The organism is Flavobacterium sp. (assembly GCF_040382755.1).
Taxonomy (GTDB): domain Bacteria; phylum Bacteroidota; class Bacteroidia; order Flavobacteriales; family Flavobacteriaceae; genus Flavobacterium.
The window spans coordinates 1-21,089 of the sequence record NZ_JBEIET010000030.1 but is presented as its reverse complement, the minus strand read 5'-3'; the positions used below and the strand labels follow the sequence as shown (position 1 = coordinate 21,089).

Annotated in this window: 20 protein-coding genes; 15 read left to right on the top strand and 5 right to left on the bottom strand. The window is 33.1% G+C overall.

Features of this window, described 5'->3' with window-relative positions; all coding sequences use genetic code 11:
- Positions 1-120: 120 nt before the first annotated feature.
- From ABWO04_RS04825 to ABWO04_RS04805, 5 genes are all read left to right on the top strand, one after another.
- Positions 121-1,371 (top strand): dicarboxylate/amino acid:cation symporter, encoded by a 1,251-nt coding sequence (locus tag ABWO04_RS04825; RefSeq protein WP_353077828.1) that lies wholly within the window; start codon positions 121-123, stop codon positions 1,369-1,371.
- A 35-nt stretch (positions 1,372-1,406) separates the two neighbouring features.
- Positions 1,407-2,174, top strand: coding sequence for a DedA family protein (locus ABWO04_RS04820; RefSeq protein WP_353077826.1), 768 nt, complete (start codon positions 1,407-1,409; stop codon positions 2,172-2,174).
- A 29-nt stretch (positions 2,175-2,203) separates the two neighbouring features.
- Positions 2,204-3,316, top strand: coding sequence for an NAD(P)/FAD-dependent oxidoreductase (locus ABWO04_RS04815; RefSeq protein ID WP_353077825.1), 1,113 nt, complete (start codon positions 2,204-2,206; stop codon positions 3,314-3,316).
- A 1-nt stretch (position 3,317) separates the two neighbouring features.
- Positions 3,318-4,043: a monofunctional biosynthetic peptidoglycan transglycosylase gene (gene mtgA, locus ABWO04_RS04810; protein WP_502903964.1), complete on the top strand. Its 726-nt coding sequence runs from the start codon at positions 3,318-3,320 to the stop codon at positions 4,041-4,043.
- Positions 4,044-4,232: 189 nt separating this feature from the next.
- On the top strand, positions 4,233-5,051 hold the full coding sequence (locus ABWO04_RS04805; RefSeq protein WP_353077823.1) for an SDR family NAD(P)-dependent oxidoreductase: 819 nt from the start codon (positions 4,233-4,235) through the stop codon (positions 5,049-5,051).
- Positions 5,052-5,089: 38 nt separating this feature from the next.
- Here the strand turns inward: ABWO04_RS04805 and ABWO04_RS04800 are convergent, their stop codons facing one another.
- The 5 genes from ABWO04_RS04800 to ABWO04_RS04780 all read right to left on the bottom strand — a co-directional run bounded on the left by ABWO04_RS04800 (position 5,090) and on the right by ABWO04_RS04780 (position 11,992).
- Positions 5,090-7,141, bottom strand: a complete 2,052-nt coding sequence (locus tag ABWO04_RS04800) for a prolyl oligopeptidase family serine peptidase (RefSeq protein WP_502903965.1) — start codon at positions 7,139-7,141, stop codon at positions 5,090-5,092.
- A gap of 84 nt (positions 7,142-7,225) precedes the next feature.
- On the bottom strand, positions 7,226-9,436 hold the full coding sequence (locus tag ABWO04_RS04795) for a TonB-dependent receptor (RefSeq protein WP_353077820.1): 2,211 nt from the start codon (positions 9,434-9,436) through the stop codon (positions 7,226-7,228).
- Between the two features lie 123 nt (positions 9,437-9,559).
- Positions 9,560-9,892, bottom strand: coding sequence for a hypothetical protein (locus ABWO04_RS04790; RefSeq protein ID WP_353077818.1), 333 nt, complete (start codon positions 9,890-9,892; stop codon positions 9,560-9,562).
- A complete protein-coding gene (locus ABWO04_RS04785; protein ID WP_353077816.1) occupies positions 9,892-10,881 on the bottom strand; it encodes an aspartate-semialdehyde dehydrogenase in 990 nt (329 codons plus the stop codon). Before ABWO04_RS04785 ends, ABWO04_RS04790 begins: the two co-directional genes overlap by 1 nt.
- A gap of 115 nt (positions 10,882-10,996) precedes the next feature.
- Positions 10,997-11,992, bottom strand: coding sequence for a TlpA family protein disulfide reductase (locus tag ABWO04_RS04780; protein ID WP_353077814.1), 996 nt, complete (start codon positions 11,990-11,992; stop codon positions 10,997-10,999).
- Between the two features lie 135 nt (positions 11,993-12,127).
- On the opposite strand from ABWO04_RS04780, the gene aspS reads away from it, so the two are divergent.
- The 10 genes from aspS to nuoH all read left to right on the top strand — a co-directional run.
- Positions 12,128-13,882 carry an aspartate--tRNA ligase gene (aspS, locus tag ABWO04_RS04775; protein WP_353077813.1) on the top strand — a complete coding sequence of 585 codons (1,755 nt, stop codon included), beginning with the start codon at positions 12,128-12,130 and terminating at the stop codon, positions 13,880-13,882.
- 72 nt (positions 13,883-13,954) lie between these two features.
- Positions 13,955-14,155 carry a cold-shock protein gene (locus tag ABWO04_RS04770; RefSeq protein ID WP_091310371.1) on the top strand — a complete coding sequence of 67 codons (201 nt, stop codon included), beginning with the start codon at positions 13,955-13,957 and terminating at the stop codon, positions 14,153-14,155.
- 177 nt (positions 14,156-14,332) lie between these two features.
- Complete coding sequence (locus ABWO04_RS04765) at positions 14,333-14,698, top strand: NADH-quinone oxidoreductase subunit A (protein ID WP_353077811.1); 366 nt, start codon at positions 14,333-14,335, stop codon at positions 14,696-14,698.
- A gap of 13 nt (positions 14,699-14,711) precedes the next feature.
- Positions 14,712-15,260: an NADH-quinone oxidoreductase subunit B gene (locus tag ABWO04_RS04760; RefSeq protein WP_353077809.1), complete on the top strand. Its 549-nt coding sequence runs from the start codon at positions 14,712-14,714 to the stop codon at positions 15,258-15,260.
- 2 nt (positions 15,261-15,262) lie between these two features.
- Complete coding sequence (locus tag ABWO04_RS04755; RefSeq protein WP_353077807.1) at positions 15,263-15,790, top strand: NADH-quinone oxidoreductase subunit C; 528 nt, start codon at positions 15,263-15,265, stop codon at positions 15,788-15,790.
- A 1-nt stretch (position 15,791) separates the two neighbouring features.
- Complete coding sequence (locus ABWO04_RS04750) at positions 15,792-17,030, top strand: NADH-quinone oxidoreductase subunit D (RefSeq protein WP_353077805.1); 1,239 nt, start codon at positions 15,792-15,794, stop codon at positions 17,028-17,030.
- An 81-nt stretch (positions 17,031-17,111) separates the two neighbouring features.
- Positions 17,112-17,642: an NADH-quinone oxidoreductase subunit NuoE family protein gene (locus ABWO04_RS04745; protein ID WP_353077803.1), complete on the top strand. Its 531-nt coding sequence runs from the start codon at positions 17,112-17,114 to the stop codon at positions 17,640-17,642.
- A gap of 4 nt (positions 17,643-17,646) precedes the next feature.
- Entirely contained in the window at positions 17,647-19,011 is a 1,365-nt protein-coding gene (nuoF, locus tag ABWO04_RS04740) for an NADH-quinone oxidoreductase subunit NuoF (protein WP_353077801.1), read from the top strand.
- Positions 19,012-19,056: 45 nt separating this feature from the next.
- Positions 19,057-20,076, top strand: a complete 1,020-nt coding sequence (locus ABWO04_RS04735) for an NADH-quinone oxidoreductase subunit G (protein WP_353077799.1) — start codon at positions 19,057-19,059, stop codon at positions 20,074-20,076.
- On the top strand, positions 20,076-21,089 hold a 1,014-nt coding region (gene nuoH, locus ABWO04_RS04730), incomplete at its 3' end, for an NADH-quinone oxidoreductase subunit NuoH (RefSeq protein WP_353077797.1). The genes ABWO04_RS04735 and nuoH, both read left to right, overlap by 1 nt.

The window sequence follows — 21,089 nt, the reverse complement described above, 5'->3', positions numbered from 1 at the left end:
TAGTACACTGAAAATGAGAAAAATATATTTTTTCATACTGTTAAAATTTAAAACGAGGTTAAAAGTAGCACTTTTTTGAAAAAATATAACTATTTTCACGGTCTAAAATAAAAATGAAAAATGAAAAACAATAAACTCTTTGTATTAATTATCATTTCGCTTATTATTGGTGTTGCATTAGGTGGAATTGTACATTATCAATTTCCTGAAGCCATTGACGCCTTCTCAAAAAATATAAAATTACTTGGAACCATTTTTATACGATTGGTTCAAATGATAATTGCACCTTTAGTGTTTTCTACTTTAGTGGTTGGAATTGCCAAAATGGGCGATATGAAAATGGTTGGCCGTGTGGGTGGAAAAGCTATGGCTTGGTTTATTTCTGCTTCCTTAATTTCCTTGTTATTAGGAATGGTTTTAGTGAATTTTTTCGAGCCTGGAAAAGGAACCACAATTAAATTAGATGACGCTTCAAGCGCTTCTGAATTGTTAGAAAACTCAAAAGGATTTTCATTAGAAGAATTTGTAAAACATGTTATTCCAAAAAGTTTATTTGAAGCTTTAGCCACTAACGAAATCTTACAAATAGTAATTTTTTCTATCTTATTTGGTGTGGCTTTAGCGGCATTTAGTAAGAAAGAAGCCAAACCCATTCTTAAATTATTAGATTCGGTTTCACATGTCATCTTAAAAATGGTAACTTTTATTATGTGGACAGCACCATTAGGGGTTTTAGGGGCTGTGGCAAGTGCGATTGCTAAACACGGATTTGAAGTATTTACGCTTTACGCCAAATATTTAGGTGCCTTTTTTGTAGGAATTATTTCGCTTTGGGTCATCTTGTTACTTGTTGGCTATCTGATATTAGGGAAACGTTTGTTTGTATTGTTACAACGTATTAAAAGTCCTTTATTAATTGCCTTTTCTACTACAAGTTCTGAAGCTGTTTTTCCTAAAATGGTTGAAGAATTAGAACGTTTTGGGTGCCAACCAAAAATTGTGTCTTTCACATTGCCGCTGGGTTATTCTTTTAACCTTGACGGAAGTATGATGTACATGACGTTTGCCAGTATTTTTATTGCGCAAGTATACGGTATAGAAATGAGTTTACCCGAACAACTTACCATGCTTTTAGTCTTGATGCTAACGAGTAAAGGTGTTGCTGGTGTACCAAGAGCCTCGTTAATTGTAGTAGTGGCCACTTGTGCTATGTTTGGCATTCCGCCTGAAGGAATTGCTTTGATTTTGCCAATTGACCATTTTTGCGATATGGCCAGAAGTATGACGAACGTTTTAGGAAACGCGCTTTCAACAGCTGCAATTGACAAATGGGAATCTAAACACGAAACCTCACAAGAAATCGGGAGTTAATATTAATTCTTGATAAAAAAATAAAATTGAAACCCATGAAAATCATCATAGACCTACTTGAAAATTTAAAATTAAACGTAGTATTACAAGCCCAAGAAATTGATAAAGAATTTACATGGACACAACTATTTAATCCCGAATTTTACATAAACTTAGAATTAGGTGGTGTTCCTATCGGAATTTATATGGTTTTATTTATTGTATTTGCCGAAACCGGTTTGTTCATAGGCTTTTTTCTTCCGGGTGATAGTTTGCTGTTTTTATCAGGGATTTATTGCGAAGCATTGGCGCAACCTTTAACTTTTTTACCTCAAGGCTATTCGCCTGTTTTTGTGATTGCCACATTAATTGCCCTTTCAGGAATAATTGGTAATATTTTTGGCTATTGGTTTGGTTCGGTGTACGGGAAAAACTTATATCAAAAAGAAGATGGTTTTTTCTTTAAGAAAAAGTATTTGTACCACTCTGAAAGTTTCTTTCAAAAGCATGGCGGAATTGCAATTGTTTTTGCGCGTTTTTTACCCATTGTAAGAACTTTTGTACCTATTATAGCTGGAATTGTACACATGAAAAAAAGCAAATTCATGTTATATAATATTTTAAGTTCTATTTTATGGTCGTTTATTTTGGTGTATGCAGGACATTATTTATACGGTTTATTTTTAGAAAAATTTGATATTGATTTAAAACATCATATCGAAAAAATCATACTAATTTTAGTGGCTGTAACTACATTCCCTTTAGTAATGAAAGCAATTAAAGCGAGAAAAATAGGGAAAGTAGATGGATCTGGCGATGCGTAAATAAAGCTAAATTTATAGTAACATAAAGTATGCAACTGAGCTATTGGGAAATAAAAAATTGGTTCTCCAACGTGGATTTTACCATAGTAGGTAGCGGAATTGTAGGTTTACACACTGCTATTCGGTTAAGAGAACGGTTTCCAAAAGCCAAAATTATTCTATTAGAAAAAGGTGTTTTGCCTCAAGGTGCCAGTACTAAAAATGCTGGTTTTGCTTGTTTTGGAAGCGTTTCCGAAATTATTGACGATTTAAAAACACATACTGAAGAAGAAGTTATTCAACTAATTCAAAAACGTTATGCTGGTTTGGAACTGCTTCGTAATAACTTAGGTGATGCTGCGATTGATTATCAACCTTTAGGCGGTTACGAATTGTTTTTGAAAGAAGACGAAGCGTTTTATAGCGATTGTGTTTCCAAAATTCCATTTATAAATGATATCGTTCGTCCATTATTCAAATCGGATGTGTATGCCAAAGTAAACAATACTTTTCAGTTTAAAAACACGTTTGAGCATTTGATTTTTAATTCTTTTGAAGGTCAAATTGACACCGGAAATATGATGCAAGCTCTATTAAAAAAAGCAGCATTACACGATATTTTAATTCTAAACAATCAAACCGTTTCTCAATATCAGGAATTGAATGATGAAATTGAAGTTGTAACAAATGAAGTCAGTTTTAAAACTAAAAAACTGATTTTTACTACAAATGGTTTTGCATCCGAATTAACTAAAAATCAAGTAAAACCCGCAAGAGCACAAGTTTTAATTACCAAACCAATTACTAATTTACACATCAAAGGTACTTTTCATTTAGACAAAGGGTATTCATATTTTAGAAATATCAATAACCGAATTCTGTTGGGTGGCGGAAGAAACTTAGATTTTGAAGGTGAAACTACTACTTCATTGGAAACCAGTGAAAAAATTCAAAATCACTTGGAAGATTTGTTAAAAAATGTAATTTTGCCTACAACCCCGTTCGAAATTGAACATCGATGGAGTGGCATTATGGGAATAGGAAATTCGAAAAAACCAATAGTTCAACAAGTAAGCAATCACGTATATTGCGGCGTTAGAATGGGCGGAATGGGCGTAGCCATAGGAAGTTTAATTGGAAAAGAAGTAGCAGATTTAATATAAAATGGCAGCAATAAAAGCAACAATAAAACCAAAAAGTACTGGAAAAAAAGGATTTTTCAGTCATATAATGCGTTTCTTTTGGAAACTAATTATATGGTTCAATATCATTAGTTTGTTTTTTGTAGTGCTTTATAAATTTGTGCCTGTGCCCTACACGCCACTTATGGTAATCAGGTATTTTGAAAATAAATCTGCAGGGAAAAATATTGAAACCAAGCACCATTGGGTACCGTTAGAAAATATTTCTAAAAATTTACAAAAAGCAGTTATAGCCAGTGAAGACGGTAGATTTTTTGAACATTATGGTTTGGATTTTTCTGCCATGCAAAAAGCGGCTGTGGGAAATTTTAAAGGTAAAAAACTAAAAGGCGGAAGTACTATTACACAACAAACCGCAAAAAATGTTTTCCTTTGGCAAGGAAGAAGTTATTTCAGAAAAGCCTTAGAGGCCTATTATACAGTATTAATTGAATTAATTTGGGGAAAAGAACGCATACTTGAAGTGTACCTAAATAGTATTGAAATGGGCGACGGCATTTATGGTGCAGAAGCCGCAACGCAACATTGGTACAAAAAAGAATGTAAAAGTTTAACCCGAATGCAAGCCGCCGGAATTGCTGCAATATTACCAAATCCAAGACGATTTAGCCCAAATGGTTCGGCATACATTAGTCGAAAACAAAGCAGAATAGCACGATATATTTTAATGACAAAATTAAAATATTAACAGTTGAAATTACTAAAGTTGCTTTCTTTTTTTGCCTCGAATTCTCGAATCTTAAAAAATAATTTCAAAAATTAGTTCATCTTTGATGAAAATTCGAATTAAATCGAAATTGGTATAAAAAATTCGGAAATTCGTGGCTAAATTAAACACTAATTACTCCAAAGGGTAGAGTATAAACAAACAACTAACATGAAAACTGTCTTAATAACTGGTGCTGGTGGAGGAATTGGCAAACAAACTGCATTGTATTTTGCTAAAAATAATTGGACCGTTATTGCTACGTTACTACATCCTTCTGAAAGTGAAGATTTTAAAGACATTCCTTCGATTTTTTGTTACGAAATGGATGTTACTTCTTCGGAAAGCATTGCATCGGCTACTAAAATTATTTTGGAAAATCATCCTAAAATTGATACGATTATTAATAATGCAGGAATGGGCTATAGAAGTTTTGTAGAACTTTCTGAAGATTCCAAAATTGATACGATTGTAAATGTAAATTGGCTTGGTGTTGTGAAAGTGTGTCGGGCTTTTATACCTGCATTTAGACAACAAAAATATGGCCAATTTATAAATATTACTTCTGTTGCGGGCTTAGTAAATTTGCCTCTTGGAAATTTTTATCATTCGACCAAACAAGCAGTAGAAAGTTTCTCAGAATGTATGGCTTATGAATTGGTAGATTTTAATATCAGTGTAGCAACGGTACAATTTGGTAACGCACCAACTTCATTTCAAAAAAATGTAACCAAATGTGCGCCAACAGAAATTTTTTCTTACAATAAATTAATGAATAAAATTTCGAAATTGCTTTTGGATAAATCAGGTAAAAACGAAGATTTACCACAACAAATCGTAGAAAAATTATTTAAAATTGCCGAGAAACCAAATAAAAATTTCAGAAGATATACAATAGGTTTTGATGCGAATATAATGCGAATTTTAAGACGTGTATTGGGTTACAAAATATTTAACTATATCATTAGAAAATTTACTTTGAATAAATAAAAAAAGCCCTTCAGGAAGTACTAAAGGGCTTGTTCTATTTATATTTTTTTTATTCCCATATTGTACAACGTAAATACTTGCATATCTACATTTTCTTGAATGGTTGCTGCTACTGATTTTCCAGCGCCATGGCCTGCGTTTACTTCAATACGAATTAATACTGGATTATCTCCAGATTGTTTCGCTTGTAACTCGGCTGCAAACTTGAAACTATGCGCAGGCACTACGCGGTCGTCATGATCTCCTGTAGTAACTAAAGTAGCAGGATATTTTGTTCCCGCTTTTACATTATGTACAGGCGAATACCCTTTAATGTATTCAAACATTTCGGCACTTTGGTCAGCTGTTCCATAGTCGTAAGCCCAACCAGCACCAGCGGTAAATGTATGGTATCGTAACATATCTAAAACACCTACTGCAGGTAATGCCACCTTAATTAAATCAGGACGTTGCGTCATTACAGCACCTACTAATAATCCACCATTAGAACCGCCTTTTATGGCTAAATAATCAGATGAGGTATAGTTTTCTTTGATTAAATAATCGGCTGCAGCTATGAAATCATCAAATACGTTTTGTTTTTTAAATTGGGTTCCGGCATCGTGCCATTCTTTTCCATATTCACCACCTCCGCGTAAATTCGCGACAGCGTAAATCCCTCCATTTTCTAACCAAACCGCATTTGAAATACTAAATGCAGGAGTTAAACTTACATTAAATCCACCATAACCATATAAAATTGTAGGGTTTTTTCCGTTTAACAATGTTCCTTTTTTATAAGTAATAATCATCGGAACTTTTGTACCATCTTTAGACGTATAAAACACTTGTTTCGATTCGTATTTTGCCGAATTGAAATCTACTTTAGGTTGTTGATATATTTCAGATTTTCCTGTTTTTGGATCAAATGTATAAATGGTATTTGGCGTTACATAATTCGTAAACGAAAAATATAATGTAGTTTCTTTTTCTTTTCCGCCAAATCCTCCAGCCGTTCCAACACCAGGTAATTCAATATCTCTAACTAATTTTCCGTTGTAATCATATTGTTTGATGAACGAAACAGCGTCTTTCATATAACTTGCAAAAATATAACCACTTCCGGTGTTTGGCGACAATACATTTTTAGTTTCTGCAATGCAATCTTTCCAATTTTCCTTAGCCGGATTTGCTAAATCAAAAGTCACCACGCGTTTGTTTGGCGCTTTATAATTGGTTACCAAATAAATTTTCGATCCTTTGTTGTCTAAAACATCATTGTCGTTTTCGTAATTATCAATTAATGTTACGATTTTACTGTTTGGTTTTGATAAATCTAAATAATACAATTCGTTTCCAGAGGTTGAATTTGCAGCGGTAATGAATAAATAGTTTTCATCTTCCGAAACACCACCACCAACATATCTTCTTTTTACATCGCCACCATAAATTAATTTATCAGTTTTTTGCGAAGTGTTTAATTTGTGGTAATACAATTTGTGTTGGTCGGTTTTTGCCGATAATTCACTTCCTACAGGTTTGTCATAACTTGAATAGTAAAAGCCTTCGTTTTTGTACCAAGACACGCCGCTAAACTTTACATCCACAATCGTATCGCCAATAATTTTCTTAGTTTTAGCTTCCATTACAATAACTTTACGCCAATCGCTTCCGCCTTCAGAAATAGAATAAGCTACTAAACTTCCGTCTTTACTAAAGTTAATTCCGCCTAAAGAAGTAGTTCCATCTTTAGAAAAAGTATTAGGATCTAAAAAGAGTTCTTCATTTCCATTTTTATCTTTTCGATACAACACCGATTGATTTTGAAGCCCATTATTTTTATAATAATACGTATACTCACCTTCTTTAAATGGCGCCGAAATTTTTTCATAATTCCATAATTGCTCCATTCTGGTTTTTAGCTGATTGCGGTATGGAATTTGAGCTAAATAATCATAAGTTACTACATTTTGAGCTTTTACCCAAGCTTCCGTTTCTGCACTTCGGTCGTCTTCTAACCAACGATAAGGGTCGTTGATTTTTTCACCATAATAGGTGTCAACGTGGCCGATTTTTTTCGTTTCAGGATAGGTAATTTTATTTTGAGCCATACTACCGAATGAGAAAATTAAAGTTGTAAAAATAAATATTGCTTTCATATTTTTATTTTTTATTAAGTTACAAATATATGATTTCTACAAATTAAAATTTACACCTAAAACTATATTTCTACCCATATTATTAATACCATCCGTTTTTAAACGAGACAAATGAGCTACATATTGTTTATTTAATAAATTGGTGGCTGTAAGGAACAAATTAAATGTTGCTTTTTTCAACTGAATATCAGTTCCAATTCCTGATGAAAGCAATAGATAATCGTTAGTTTTGGTTTCAAAATTTCCTATTCTATTTTGATTAAACGTATAATTTGCTTGAAAGAAAACAAAACTATTTTTAATGTTTTTTGAAACATCAAAATTCGCTCTAAAATTATTTTTCCATTGATTGGCTGGTAATAATGGTAAATTAGAATTAGTGTTTAATTGTCCAATAACCATTTCGTAGCTACTTGACATATGTAACCAGTCGATTTCGTGTAAATGCAAGTGAATTCCAGTTTCTCCACCATATAAAACAGCATCATTTTGTAAATAATCATACACGAAATTATCATCAATCATTGTTCCATTAGGTGCTATAAATATATAATTGTTAATATGATTATAAAATCCGTTCGCAAAAAAATCAAAATGTTCGGCATTATAATCAACATTCAAATCAATTTGGAAATTTTGTTCGTTTTTTAAATTTGAATTACCAATTTCGTAACGATTACTTCCTTCGTGTACGCCATTTGAAGATAATTCAGATAAATTTGGCGCTCTAAAACCCGAGGCAAAATTGATTCTTGACGTAATTTTATCCGTAACATCCGTTTTTAATCCTAAAGACGCATTAATGCTTTTGAAGTTTTTATCTAATTTTTGAAAAGCACCTTCCTCCCCAATTTCTCCAAATTCTTCAATATTTACTTTTCTGAAATCATATCGAACACCAAATTGTAACAGATTTTTTTGAAATGCGTATTGCGAGGTTCCAAAGAAACCAATATCTGCAATTTTTGCATTTGGAATCAATCGTTCTTCTCCGAAATTTCTATTTTCTTGATTCATTCCTTGAAATCCAACAATAGTTTTTAGGCTTCCAAAATCAGGCAAATAGTACTTTACATTATAATTAAAAGTCTTTAATTTCATAAAAAGTGCCGTTTCGTCTTGACTTTCCAATTCTTTTCTATCATTAAAAACATAACCCGCAACAGCTTCTAATTTTGAATTTTTAAAATATAATTTCTGGTTAAAACTTAATAAATGATTTTCGATTTTCTGACTTGGGAATAAAGGCGTTCTAAATGTACTATTTTCGAGGTCTTCTTCGGGTAGACCCAAATTCAAATCATTATAATTATATCTTAAATCGGCTACATAACGAGAGGTTACATAGGAAGTTCCTAATTTAAAATCTTTTTCAATGAAACGTGTATTCACAACTGATTCACCATTTGGTAGTTTGTAATCGGCGTGTGATGAATAATTATTTTGAACTAAAAACTTAAATTTATCTACAGAATTTTTAAAGGTAACCGAACTATTTATACCTTGAGTATTACTATTTACAACTTGATTGACTGAAAATTCCGTCTTATTTGTAGCGGCATATTTTTCTGGATTAAAATACAAAACACCACCCATAGCATCCGAACCATATAATAAAGAAGCGGGTCCTTTTATAATTTCTACACTTTCTTGTCCGTTTGCATTTAAACCTAAACCGTGTTCTTCTCCAAATTGTTGATTCTCTAATCGAATGCCTTGTGCGTAAGTTAAAACACGGTTTCCGCTCAACCCTCGAATAACAGGTTTGCCTATTGAAATTCCAGTTGAGACAACATTTACTCCTGGGTTTGTAGCCAATGCGTCCGATAAATTTAGGGCACCCATATTTTGGATTTGTTTTAAATTAATATGGTCAATTTTTACCACATTTTCGTTTTGTGTGGTATTAAAAACAGAAGAAATTAAAATTTCATCGATATGATGATCTTCTTTTTCTAAGACAATATCTAATTTTATTTGGTCTTGATTTCCAATACTAATTTGTTGCGATTTGATTTCGAATTTCGCTTTTTTGAAAATCAACGTCAGTTTTCCAATGGGTAAATTCGTGATTTGAAATTCTCCTTTTTCATTGGATTTCGATTGAATAACGCCATCTAAAATTGAAATTTCAACATTTGAAATAGGTTCATTATTTTGGTTTTTTATTGTTCCTGAAATAGCATTTTGAGCAAAGCCCAAAGAGGTAAAGCCCATCAATATGATGAGAAAAATATATTTTTTCATTTGTATACGTTTAAATATTATTGATTTAAATTGCAATATTTTTTGCCACAGATTAAAAGATTAAAACGATTTAAATCTGTAATAATCAATGAAATCAGTGGCTTAAATTCACTTTAATAAAACTTAAACTACAGGCGGACCTCGATAGGAAAAATATAAAAATTCATTTTCTTTTACAAAGGATTCGTAAACAGAAGAATAATGAAAGGTATGATTGGGATTAATAAAATCATAAGTAAAAACAGCTTCTGCTAAAAAGGCAGCAAATTCATAATCACAAACCGGACAATCGTTATGATTTCCTTTTGAAAAATGCGTTTTAGAAGTGTTTTCTTGAGTAACCTCATCACAAAAATGATGGGCTTCATCTGTAAAAATATGTAACGACTGATAGCATATGGCGAAAAGTAGCGCCAGTGCCATCAGTACGTTAAATTTTACATATTTTTTTTGCATTATACTAAGTTATTGGCTACTAAATATTCGGCAATTTGTACGGTATTTGTTGCGGCACCTTTACGTAAATTATCAGCAACAATCCACATATTCAGTGTGTAGGGTTGACTTTCATCTCTACGTATACGTCCTACAAAAACATCATCTTTTCCTTCTGCGTAAAACGGCATCGGATAGGTAAATGTATCTAAATTATCTTGAACTGTAATTCCTGGTGTATTGTGTAAAAGGGTACGAACTTCATTTACATCAAAATCTGAATAAAACTCCACGTTAACCGCTTCACTATGTCCGCCAACTACCGGAATTCTTACCGCAGTAGCCGTAACGCCAATGTTTTTATCATTTAATATTTTTTGCGTTTCGCGAACCAATTTCATTTCTTCTTTCGTGTAATCGTTTTCTTCAAACACATCACATTGAGGAATGGCATTTCTATGAATTTGGTATTTATAAGCCATTTCGCCTTTAATACCAGCATATTCGTTTTCTAATTGTTGCACGCCTTTTACTCCTGTTCCGGTAATAGATTGATATGTAGAAACGATAATACGTTTAATTTTATATTTTTTATGCAATGGAGCTAAAGCCATTACTAATTGTATCGTAGAACAATTTGCATTTGGAATAATCTTGTCCTCAGCAGTTAAGATATCCGCATTGATTTCTGGAACGACTAATTTCTTAGTTTCATCCATTCTCCAAGCCGAAGAATTATCAATAACTGTTGTACCTGCAGCAGCAAATTTTGGCGCCCAAGCTAAAGAAGTTTCTCCTCCAGCAGAAAACAAAGCAATATCAGCTTTCATATCTACTGCAGTTTGTAAACCCACAACTTTATATGTTTTACCGTTAAACTCAATTTCTTTACCAACAGATTTTTCTGAAGCAACAGGAATTAATTCCGTTACCGGAAAATTTCTTTCTTTTAATATTTGAAGCATTACTTCTCCCACCATTCCAGTGGCTCCAACAACGGCTACTTTCATAATCTTTGCATTTATTATTTTAGCACTGCAAAAGTATAAAACTTATTGCTAATAATTTTCATATAAAAAGGTATTAATCATAAAAAAACTGCCCGTAAGCAGTTTTTAAAAAATTTTATTTTACCAAAGAATCTAACAAAGTTACCAATTCAGGTGACGAAGGTCTTGGTGCATCAGCGTTTACAATTTTTCCTTCTGGGCTAATTAAAATGAATCTTGGAATTCCCTCGATTTTATATCCTTGTACAAAATCTGATTTCCAATCTTTATCTGCTAATAATTGAATACCTCCTAAGTTTTTCTCGGTAACAAATTTGCTCCATTTGTCGTGATTTTTTTGCTCGTCAACAGAAATACTTACAAATTCGATATTTTTTCCGTGATAAGCCGCTTCAGTTTTTTGTAAAAAAGGAATTTCTTGACGACAAGGACCACACCAAGTTGCCCATACATCAACATATACAAATTTCCCTTTTAAATCTTCTAAAGACGTAACACCACCTTTATGATTTTCGTATTTAAATGTTGGAGAAGCCGTTCCGTTTAATTTTTTTAATTCAAAACCTGCAGAAAGATAATCAATCATACCTTTCATACCTTTTTCAACATCTCCTTTATATTTAGCTACAAAACCAGCATCTAAATCTTTAGGTAACGCTGCAAAAATAGTCTCTTTATATTTGGCCACTTCTGCAGTTAAAATTTCTAAGTTTTCCGCTTTCATCATTGGTTCAAAAGCAGTTTGATCTGCTTGTTTTAGCATTTCAGCCGCTAAAAACATATTTTCTTTTGCTCCTTTTCCTTTAAAAGAAATGGTATTATCAAAATCTTTATAATCTAAAGAAACTTGTATATCTGTAGTATTGGTTAAATATAAATCTGCATATTGCTCATCAACTTCAAGTTTAAACATTCCATATGTTACTTTGAAAGTTGCGTTAAAATCGCCTTTTTTATCTGCCACAATCATTTGGCTAAAACCTCTTGATTTTACATAAATGGTATCTGTTGGTTTATTTGCAATTTTAGCTGAAAATTTAACTTGAGCACTGGCTGTTAAAGAAAAAACACCTGCTACAACGCCTAATAAAAATGTTTTGTGGTTTGTCATTTTGAAAAATTTAATTTATAAAGTGTAAATATAACAGAATTAAAAAAATAAAATACAAAAAAATTGTTAAGATTATTAATTGTTAAACTAAAATAAAATTTAAAATTATTATACTTTTGCAAAAAACAAATAACAATGTATAGAAGTCATAATTGTGGTGAACTTAACGCTACACATATTAATCAAGAAGTTACGTTAGCGGGTTGGGTTCAAAAAACACGTGATAAAGGTTTTATGATTTGGATTGATTTGCGTGATCGATATGGAATTACGCAATTAATTTTAGACGAAACCAGAACGGATAAAGCCATTTTTGAAGCTGCAAAATCTTTAGGTCGTGAATTTGTGGTTCAAGTAAAAGGAACTGTAATTGAACGAGAATCTAAAAATAAAAATATTCCAACAGGTGACATTGAAATTTTAGTTTCTGAAATGACTATCTTGAATGAATCGTTAACACCACCATTTACAATTGAAGATGAAACGGACGGCGGTGAAGATATTCGAATGAAATACCGTTATTTAGATATTCGTAGAAATCCTGTAAAAAACAGCTTATTATTTCGTCATAAAGTGGCGCAAGAAGTACGAAATTATTTATCGAATGAAGGCTTTTGCGAAGTTGAAACACCCTATTTAATAAAATCTACTCCAGAAGGTGCACGTGATTTCGTAGTGCCAAGTAGAATGAATGAAGGACAATTTTATGCACTTCCACAATCGCCACAAACGTTCAAGCAATTGTTAATGGTAGGTGGAATGGATAAATATTTTCAAATTGTGAAATGTTTCCGTGATGAAGATTTACGCGCAGACAGACAACCCGAATTTACTCAAATTGACTGCGAAATGGCTTTCGTAGAACAAGAAGATATTTTAAATCAGTTTGAAGGCTTAACGCGCCATTTGCTAAAAGAAGTAAAAGGAGTTGAAATAGAAAAATTTCCTCGTATTACGTACGATTACGCTATGAAAACGTATGGAAATGACAAACCAGATATCCGTTTTGGAATGGAATTTGGCGAGTTAAACGAAGTAACCAAACATAAAGATTTTCCTGTATTTAATGCAGCAGAATTTGTAGTGGGTATCGCAGCTCCAGGTTGTGCAGCTTACACCAGAAAAGAAATCGATGCGTTAATTGACTGGGTAAAACGCCCACAAATTGGTGCAACAGGAATGATTTATTGCAAATATGAATTAGACGGAAGCTTAAAATCATCTGTAGATAAATTTTTCGATCAAGAAGATTTGAAAAAATGGGCTGACATTACGGGAGCGAAACCAGGAGATATGATTTTTGTTTTATGTGGAAATACCGATAAAACAAGAACACAACTTTCTGCTTTACGTATGGAATTAGCGACTCGTTTAGGTTTAAGGAATCCAGATGAATTTGCGCCACTTTGGGTTTTGGATTTTCCATTGTTAGAATGGGATGAAGAATCTGAAAGATACCACGCGATGCACCATCCATTTACTTCTCCAAAACCAGAAGATATGCATTTAATTACAACCGAACCTGGTAAAATTAGAGCCAATGCGTACGATATGGTTTTAAACGGAAACGAAATTGGTGGAGGTTCTATTCGTATACACGATAGAAATTTACAAGAACGAATGTTTGAATTATTAGGATTTACTAAAGAAGAAGCGGAAAACCAATTTGGATTTTTAATGAACGCCTTTCAATTTGGTGCGCCACCACACGGCGGTTTAGCTTTTGGATTAGACAGACTGGTAGCTATACTTGGCGGCCAAGAAACTATTAGGGATTTTATTGCCTTCCCAAAAAATAATTCCGGAAGAGATGTAATGATTGACGCACCTTCATTAATTGACGAAAAACAATTAGAAGAATTACATATAAAATTAAATATTGCAAAATAAAAACACAATTTTCTTGCTTGTGTAAAATAAATGTATATATTTGCTCATTATTAATAATTAAATACGCATATAATGCAAACAGGAACAGTAAAATTCTTCAATGAAACTAAAGGTTTTGGTTTCATCACTAACGAAGATACAGGTAAGGACATTTTTGTTCACGCTACAGGAATCAAGGTTGAAAACTTAAACGAAGGAGACCGTGTTAGTTACGAAGAAGAAGAAGGAAGAAAAGGAATTGTAGCAACAAACGTTGTAATATTAAACGATTAATTTATTACCCTCTAAAAACGCTCCCGATAACGGAGCGTTTTTTTATGCTTTATTTTCTTATTTAGAATGATTATAAATGTAATCATTTTAATAAAATTGACATTCTTAATGTGGTTTAAATTTTGATAATACCGCAATACAAATTAATTTTGTGGCTATTTTAAAAATAACATTAAAATGCAAAATTCTCAAATAGATTTTATACCTATTCTAATGCAAGTACTTCTTGCTGTAGGGTTTGTTGCTTTAACAATTTTTGGCTCAAGCTTATTAGGTCCAAAAAGATCATCTGCAAACAAAGATAAAAGTTTCGAATGCGGAATTGAATCTGTTGGAAACGCACGTATTCCATTTTCTGTAAAATATTTCTTAGTCGCTATTTTATTCGTTTTGTTTGATGTGGAAGTTATTTTTATGTATCCTTGGGCAGTAAATTTCAAAGAATTAGGTACTGAGGGACTAATTAAGATGATTGTTTTTATGACTTTATTACTAATCGGTTTCTTCTATGTAATTAAGAAGAAAGCATTAGTTTGGGAATAACAAATTAAAATGTATGGAAAAGAATAAAGTAAATATGGTTGATGCTCCAGAAGGACACGCTGGCGAAGGTTTCTTCGCAACGAAATTAGACCAAGTTGTTGGTTTGGCTCGTGCCAATTCATTATGGCCATTACCATTTGCTACTTCGTGTTGCGGTATCGAATTCATGGCAACAATGGCATCTCATTATGATTTGGCTCGTTTTGGATCAGAACGTGTAAGTTTTTCTCCTCGTCAGGCAGATATGCTTTTGGTAATGGGAACCATCTCAAAAAAAATGGCGCCAATTTTACGTCAAGTTTACGAACAAATGTCTGAACCTCGTTGGGTTATAGCTGTTGGAGCTTGTGCTTCTTCAGGTGGAATTTTTGATACTTATTCTGTATTACAAGGTATTGATAAAGTAATTCCTGTGGACGTTTATGTACCAGGTTGTCCTCCTCGTCCAGAACAAATAGTAGATGGCGTAATGCAACTACAAGAATTAGTAAAAAGTGAATCTCAAAGAAGAAGACATTCTGCAGAATATAAAGAATTGTTAGCTTCCTATAATATAGAATAATAATGGCTTTAGAATCAGTAGATATACAAAGTAAACTTCAAGAAACTTTTGGAGACCACGTAAAGTATTTTAGAACAGAATACGATATGTTTGTTTTGGAAGCCGATGTAGATGTTGTATACAACGTAATAAAATTCTTAAAAGAAGAACCTTCTTTAAACTTTAATTTTCTAACCGATCTTTGTGGTGTACACTATCCAGATAGTGATGTAAACGAGCAATTTTGTGTGGTATATCATTTACATAATTGGTACGAAAACAAAAGAATACGAGTAAAAGCATTTTTAAACGGATCAAATCCTGAAGTTAAATCGGTTGTTTCATTATTTAATTGTGCCAATTGGATGGAACGCGAAACATTTGATTTCTATGGAATTATTTTTGAAGGCCATCCAAATTTAGTTCGAATTTTAAATATGGACGAAATGACTTCTTTCCCAATGAGAAAAGAATTTCCAATGGAAGATTCAGGAAGAACAGACAAAGACGACCGTTTCTTTGGTAGAACCATTAATAATTTATCAATTTAAGATGGGAAAAGTAACATTACCTGCAGATCATAGATATTATAAATACATTGAGGAGCGTCATAACGAAGATGGAAGCGAATTAGCTATCTTAAACTTAGGCCCTACTCACCCTGCCACTCACGGAATTTTTCAGAACATCTTATTAATGGATGGTGAACGAATTTTAGACGCAGAACCAACAATAGGTTACATTCATAGAGCATTTGAAAAAATTGCTGAAAATCGTCCGTTTTATCAAATTACGCCGCTAACAGATCGAATGAATTATTGTTCATCGCCAATTAACAATATGGCTTGGTGGATGAGTTTAGAAAAATTATTAGATATCGAAGTTCCAAAACGTGCACAATATTTACGTGTTATTGTAATGGAATTAGCGCGTATTACAGACCATTTAATTTGTAACTCCATTTTAGGTGTAGATACAGGTGCATATACCGGATTCCTTTATGTATTTCAATTCCGTGAAAAAGTATATGAAATTTATGAAGAAATTTGTGGCGCGCGTTTAACTACAAATATGGGAAGAATAGGTGGTTTTGAAAGAGATTGGTCGCCAAGAGCTTTTGAATTATTAGATACCTTTTTAAAAGATTTCCCAGTAGCTTGGAAAGAATTTGAAGATTTATTTACAAGAAATAGAATCTTTATTGACCGAACAGTTAATGTTGGTGCAATAACTCCAGAAATGGCAATGGATTACGGATTTACAGGTCCGAATTTAAGAGCCGCTGGTGTAGATTACGATGTTCGTGTTGCACAACCCTATTCTTCATATGAAGATTTCGAATTTAATGTTCCTGTTGGAAAATCAGGTGATACATACGACAGATTTTGCGTAAGAAACGCCGAAGTTTGGGAGAGTTTAAGCATTATCCGTCAGGCTTTAGATAAAATGCCAGAAGGAAATGTATTCCACGCGGATGTTCCAGATTATTACCTTCCTCCAAAGGAAGATGTTTACCATAATATGGAAGCCTTAATTTATCACTTTAAAATTGTAATGGGTGAAGTACCTGTTCCAGTTGCAGAAGTATATCAACCTGTTGAAGGTGGTAATGGTGAATTAGGTTTTTATTTAATTACAGACGGAAGTAGAACACCATATAGATTGCATTTCAGAAGACCAAGTTTTATATATTATCAAGCTTACCCTGAAATGATTAAAGGAGCCATGTTGTCAGATGCTATTGTAATCTTATCAAGTTTAAATGTAATTGCTGGCGAATTAGACGCATAATAAAATTATAAATGATGAATTTTAAATTATAAATTATTACAAACATTTAAAATTTCTAATTCAAAATTTAAAATAAAAAAAATGGAAATATCAAATATCAAACAAGAGATACACATAACTGAAGAGTTAATGACTCGTATTAACGAACTAATCAGTCATTATCCTGCAGATAAAAAGAAATCGGCATTACTACCTGTTTTACATGAAGTACAAGATGCTCATGACAATTGGTTAAGTGTAGAATTGCAACAAAAAGTAGCTGAAATTTTAGAAATTCTTCCAATTGAAGTGTACGAAGTGGTAACTTTCTATACGATGTTTAACACAAAACCTGTGGCTAAATATATGTTCGAATTTTGTAGAACATCTTGTTGCGCTACTCGCGGTGTAGAGGATTTAATGGATTACGCTTGTTCTAAATTGGGCGTAAAAGAAGGAGAAATTACTTCAGACGGATTGTTTCAAGTAGTTGGTGTAGAATGTTTAGGCGCTTGTGGATATGCTCCAATGTTGCAATTAGGCGATTTTTATCACGAAAAACTTACAAAAGATACTTTTGATACGTTAATTGAAAATTGCAAAGCTGAAAAAATAACTTTACACGATAAATAATATCATGGGAAAGAAAATATTATTAGACAAAATCAATATTCCAGGAATAAAAACCTACGAGGTATACCGTGAAAATGGCGGTTATAAATCAGTGGAAAAAGCACTTAGTATGCAACCTGACGACATTACAGAAGAAGTAAAAGCTTCAGGACTTCGTGGTCGTGGTGGTGCAGGTTTCCCTGTAGGTATGAAATGGAGTTTTATCGATAAAAAATCAGGAAAACCACGTCATTTAGTTTGCAATGCAGACGAATCTGAACCAGGTACTTTTAAAGACCGTTTCTTAATGGAATATATTCCTCACCTTTTAATAGAAGGAATGATTACTTCAAGTTTTGCACTTGGCGCGAATCTTTCTTACATATATATTAGAGGAGAATATATGTGGGTTTTTAAAATTTTAGAAAAAGCTATTAAAGAAGCTTATGCTGCAGGTTGGTTAGGTAAAAATATTAAAGGTTCTGGTTTCGATTTAGATTTATATGTTCACGTTGGTGCGGGAGCCTATATTTGTGGAGAAGAAACCGCTTTAATTGAATCTTTAGAAGGTAAAAGAGGGAATCCTCGTATTAAACCACCATTTCCTGCAATTTCAGGATTATGGGCAAACCCAACTGTGGTAAATAATGTAGAATCTATTGCAGCTGTACCTTGGATAGTAATGAATGGTGGAGCTGAATATGCAAAAATTGGTTTAGAACGATCTACTGGGACCAAATTAATTTCTGCTTCTGGGCATATTAAAAATCCAGGTGTGTACGAAATTGAAATGGGAATTACAGTAGAAGAATTTATGAATTCTGACGAGTATTGTGGCGGTATGATTGATGACAGACCTTTAAAGGCTTTAGTTCCTGGTGGTTCTTCGGTGCCGATTTTACCAGCACATTTAATATACAAAACCGCTGCAGGAACAGACCGATTAATGACCTACGAATCCTTATCAGATGGAGGTTTCGCAACAGGTTCAATGTTAGGTTCTGGAGGTTTTATAGTTTATAATGACACTACTTGTATTGTTAGAAATACATGGAATTTTTCACGTTTCTATCACCATGAAAGTTGCGGACAATGTACACCTTGTCGTGAAGGAACGGGTTGGTTAGAGAAAATATTATGGAGAATTGAAAATGGTCAAGGTCGTGAAGAAGACATCGACTTACTATGGAACATTCAATCTAAAATTGAAGGAAACACCATTTGCCCATTAGGCGATGCTGCTTCTTGGCCAGTAGCTGCTGCTATTCGTCATTTCAGAGAAGAATTTGAATATCACGTAAGATTCCCAGAAAAAATTAAAGATAGAAACCATTATGTGAACGAACCTTTTGAAAAAGTTCGTCATTTAATTGGAAAACAAACTGTTTAATAAAAAACTCAAAAATGATTCTATTAAGAATCAAACAATTATAACATGAAAGTAACCATAGACGGACAAAGCGTTGAAGTAGAACCAGGAACAACTATCCTGCAAGCTGCACGTATGATTGGAGGCGATTTAGTGCCGCCAGCCATGTGTTATTATTCGAAATTAAAAGGAAGCGGTGGAAAATGTCGTTGCTGTTTAGTTGAAGTGGCTAAAGGTAGCGAAGCTGATCCAAGACCTATGCCAAAATTAATGGCATCTTGTGTTACAGGATGTATGGATGGTATGGAAGTGAATAGTAAAAATTCAGACAGAGTAACAGAAGCAAGAAAATCTGTAACCGAGTTTTTATTAATTAATCACCCTTTAGATTGTCCTGTTTGTGACCAAGCCGGAGAATGTAATTTACAAGATTTAAGTTTCGAACACGGAAAATCAGAAACGCGTTTCATTGAAGAAAAAAGAACTTTTGAACCAGAAAATATTGGCGATAAAATTCAATTACACATGAACCGTTGTATCTTGTGTCAACGTTGTACGACTTTAGCAGACCAATTAACCGATAAAAGAGTTCATGGCGTTTTAAATCGTGGAGACCATGCACAAATTTCAACCTGTGTTTCTGCTGCTATTGATAATGAATTTTCTGGAAATATGATTGATGTTTGTCCTGTTGGAGCATTAACAGACAAAACATTCCGTTTCAAAAGTAGAGTATGGTTTAATAAACCTTTTGATGCACACAGAGAATGTACCACGTGTTGTGGGAAAACAACTGTTTGGATGTTCGGAAACGAAATTCAAAGAGTAACTGGAAGAAAAGACCAATATGGTGAAGTAGAAGAATTTATTTGCAATACCTGTCGTTTCGATAAAAAAGAAGTGGCAGACTGGACAATTGAAGGTCCGAAAAAATTTGCAAAAGATTCTGTAATTAACCAAAACAATTATACCCGTACTTTGGAAAAAGTAACTATCGATACAGAAAAAAACATATTATTAGGTCGCGATGAAGATCGTGTTAAAATTAGTATGTCAGGTGTTCCATTAAAAAATACAGATAACTAATGGATAGCGTATTTATTATAGAAAAAAGCGTCATCATAGTTGTTGTTTTTGCATTAACTATGCTAATGGCGATGTATTCTACTTGGGCAGAACGTAAAGTTGCTGCATTTTTACAAGACCGAGTAGGACCAAATCGTGCAGGATGGGGTGGACTTTTACAACCACTTGCCGATGGAGCCAAATTATTTACTAAAGAAGAATTTTTTCCAAACACTCCAAATAGATTTTTATTTATTTTAGGACCTGCGATAGCAATGAGTACGGCATTAATTACAAGTGCGGTAATTCCATGGGGAGATAAAATTCATGTTTTTGGAAGAGATGTTTTACTTCAAGCTACAGATATTGATGTATCAATTTTGTATGTTTTTGGTGTATTGTCAATCGGAGTTTACGGAATTATGATTGGTGCTTGGGCATCAAACAACAAATATTCGTTAATGTCAGCTGTTCGTGCTTCTTCGCAAATGATTTCTTATGAAGTGGCGATGGGATTGGCCATGATATCCATTTTAATGATGTCGGGTTCTTTATCTTTAAAAGACATTACTGTAATGCAAGCCAACGACGGATGGAATATTTTCTATCAGCCTTTAGCTTTCTTAATTTTCTTAATTTGTTCATTTGCAGAAACCAACAGAACGCCTTTCGATTTAGCAGAATGTGAATCGGAATTAATTGGTGGTTATCATACCGAATATTCATCAATGAAAATGGGATTCTATTTATTTGCTGAATATGCAAATATGTTTATTTCATCAACAATTTTAGCTGTGGTGTTTTTAGGAGGTTATCATTTTCCAGGAATGGCTTGGGTAAATGAAAACTGGGGAATAAATATTGGTGCCTTATTAGGATTTTTAACCTTATTTGCAAAAATATGTTTCTTCATCTTTTTCTATATGTGGGTAAGATGGACAATTCCACGTTTCAGATACGACCAATTGATGCATTTGGGTTGGAAAATATTAATACCATTAGCGGTTATTAATATTATTATTACAGGAATTGTA

Coding starts and splice junctions, on each gene's coding strand:
- ABWO04_RS04790 (WP_353077818.1), bottom strand. CDS start 9,892: ATGCAAAAAAAATATGTAAAATTTAACGTACTGATGGCACTGGCGCTA.
- ABWO04_RS04795 (WP_353077820.1), bottom strand. CDS start 9,436: ATGAAAAAATATATTTTTCTCATCATATTGATGGGCTTTACCTCTTTG.
- mtgA (WP_502903964.1), top strand. CDS start 3,318: ATGGCAGCAATAAAAGCAACAATAAAACCAAAAAGTACTGGAAAAAAA.
- ABWO04_RS04785 (WP_353077816.1), bottom strand. CDS start 10,881: ATGAAAGTAGCCGTTGTTGGAGCCACTGGAATGGTGGGAGAAGTAATG.
- ABWO04_RS04805 (WP_353077823.1), top strand. CDS start 4,233: ATGAAAACTGTCTTAATAACTGGTGCTGGTGGAGGAATTGGCAAACAA.
- ABWO04_RS04825 (WP_353077828.1), top strand. CDS start 121: ATGAAAAACAATAAACTCTTTGTATTAATTATCATTTCGCTTATTATT.
- nuoF (WP_353077801.1), top strand. CDS start 17,647: ATGGGAAAGAAAATATTATTAGACAAAATCAATATTCCAGGAATAAAA.
- ABWO04_RS04745 (WP_353077803.1), top strand. CDS start 17,112: ATGGAAATATCAAATATCAAACAAGAGATACACATAACTGAAGAGTTA.
- ABWO04_RS04755 (WP_353077807.1), top strand. CDS start 15,263: ATGGCTTTAGAATCAGTAGATATACAAAGTAAACTTCAAGAAACTTTT.
- aspS (WP_353077813.1), top strand. CDS start 12,128: ATGTATAGAAGTCATAATTGTGGTGAACTTAACGCTACACATATTAAT.
- ABWO04_RS04750 (WP_353077805.1), top strand. CDS start 15,792: ATGGGAAAAGTAACATTACCTGCAGATCATAGATATTATAAATACATT.
- ABWO04_RS04760 (WP_353077809.1), top strand. CDS start 14,712: ATGGAAAAGAATAAAGTAAATATGGTTGATGCTCCAGAAGGACACGCT.
- ABWO04_RS04770 (WP_091310371.1), top strand. CDS start 13,955: ATGCAAACAGGAACAGTAAAATTCTTCAATGAAACTAAAGGTTTTGGT.
- ABWO04_RS04735 (WP_353077799.1), top strand. CDS start 19,057: ATGAAAGTAACCATAGACGGACAAAGCGTTGAAGTAGAACCAGGAACA.
- ABWO04_RS04815 (WP_353077825.1), top strand. CDS start 2,204: ATGCAACTGAGCTATTGGGAAATAAAAAATTGGTTCTCCAACGTGGAT.
- ABWO04_RS04780 (WP_353077814.1), bottom strand. CDS start 11,992: ATGACAAACCACAAAACATTTTTATTAGGCGTTGTAGCAGGTGTTTTT.
- ABWO04_RS04765 (WP_353077811.1), top strand. CDS start 14,333: ATGCAAAATTCTCAAATAGATTTTATACCTATTCTAATGCAAGTACTT.
- ABWO04_RS04820 (WP_353077826.1), top strand. CDS start 1,407: ATGAAAATCATCATAGACCTACTTGAAAATTTAAAATTAAACGTAGTA.
- ABWO04_RS04800 (WP_502903965.1), bottom strand. CDS start 7,141: ATGGCTCAAAATAAAATTACCTATCCTGAAACGAAAAAAATCGGCCAC.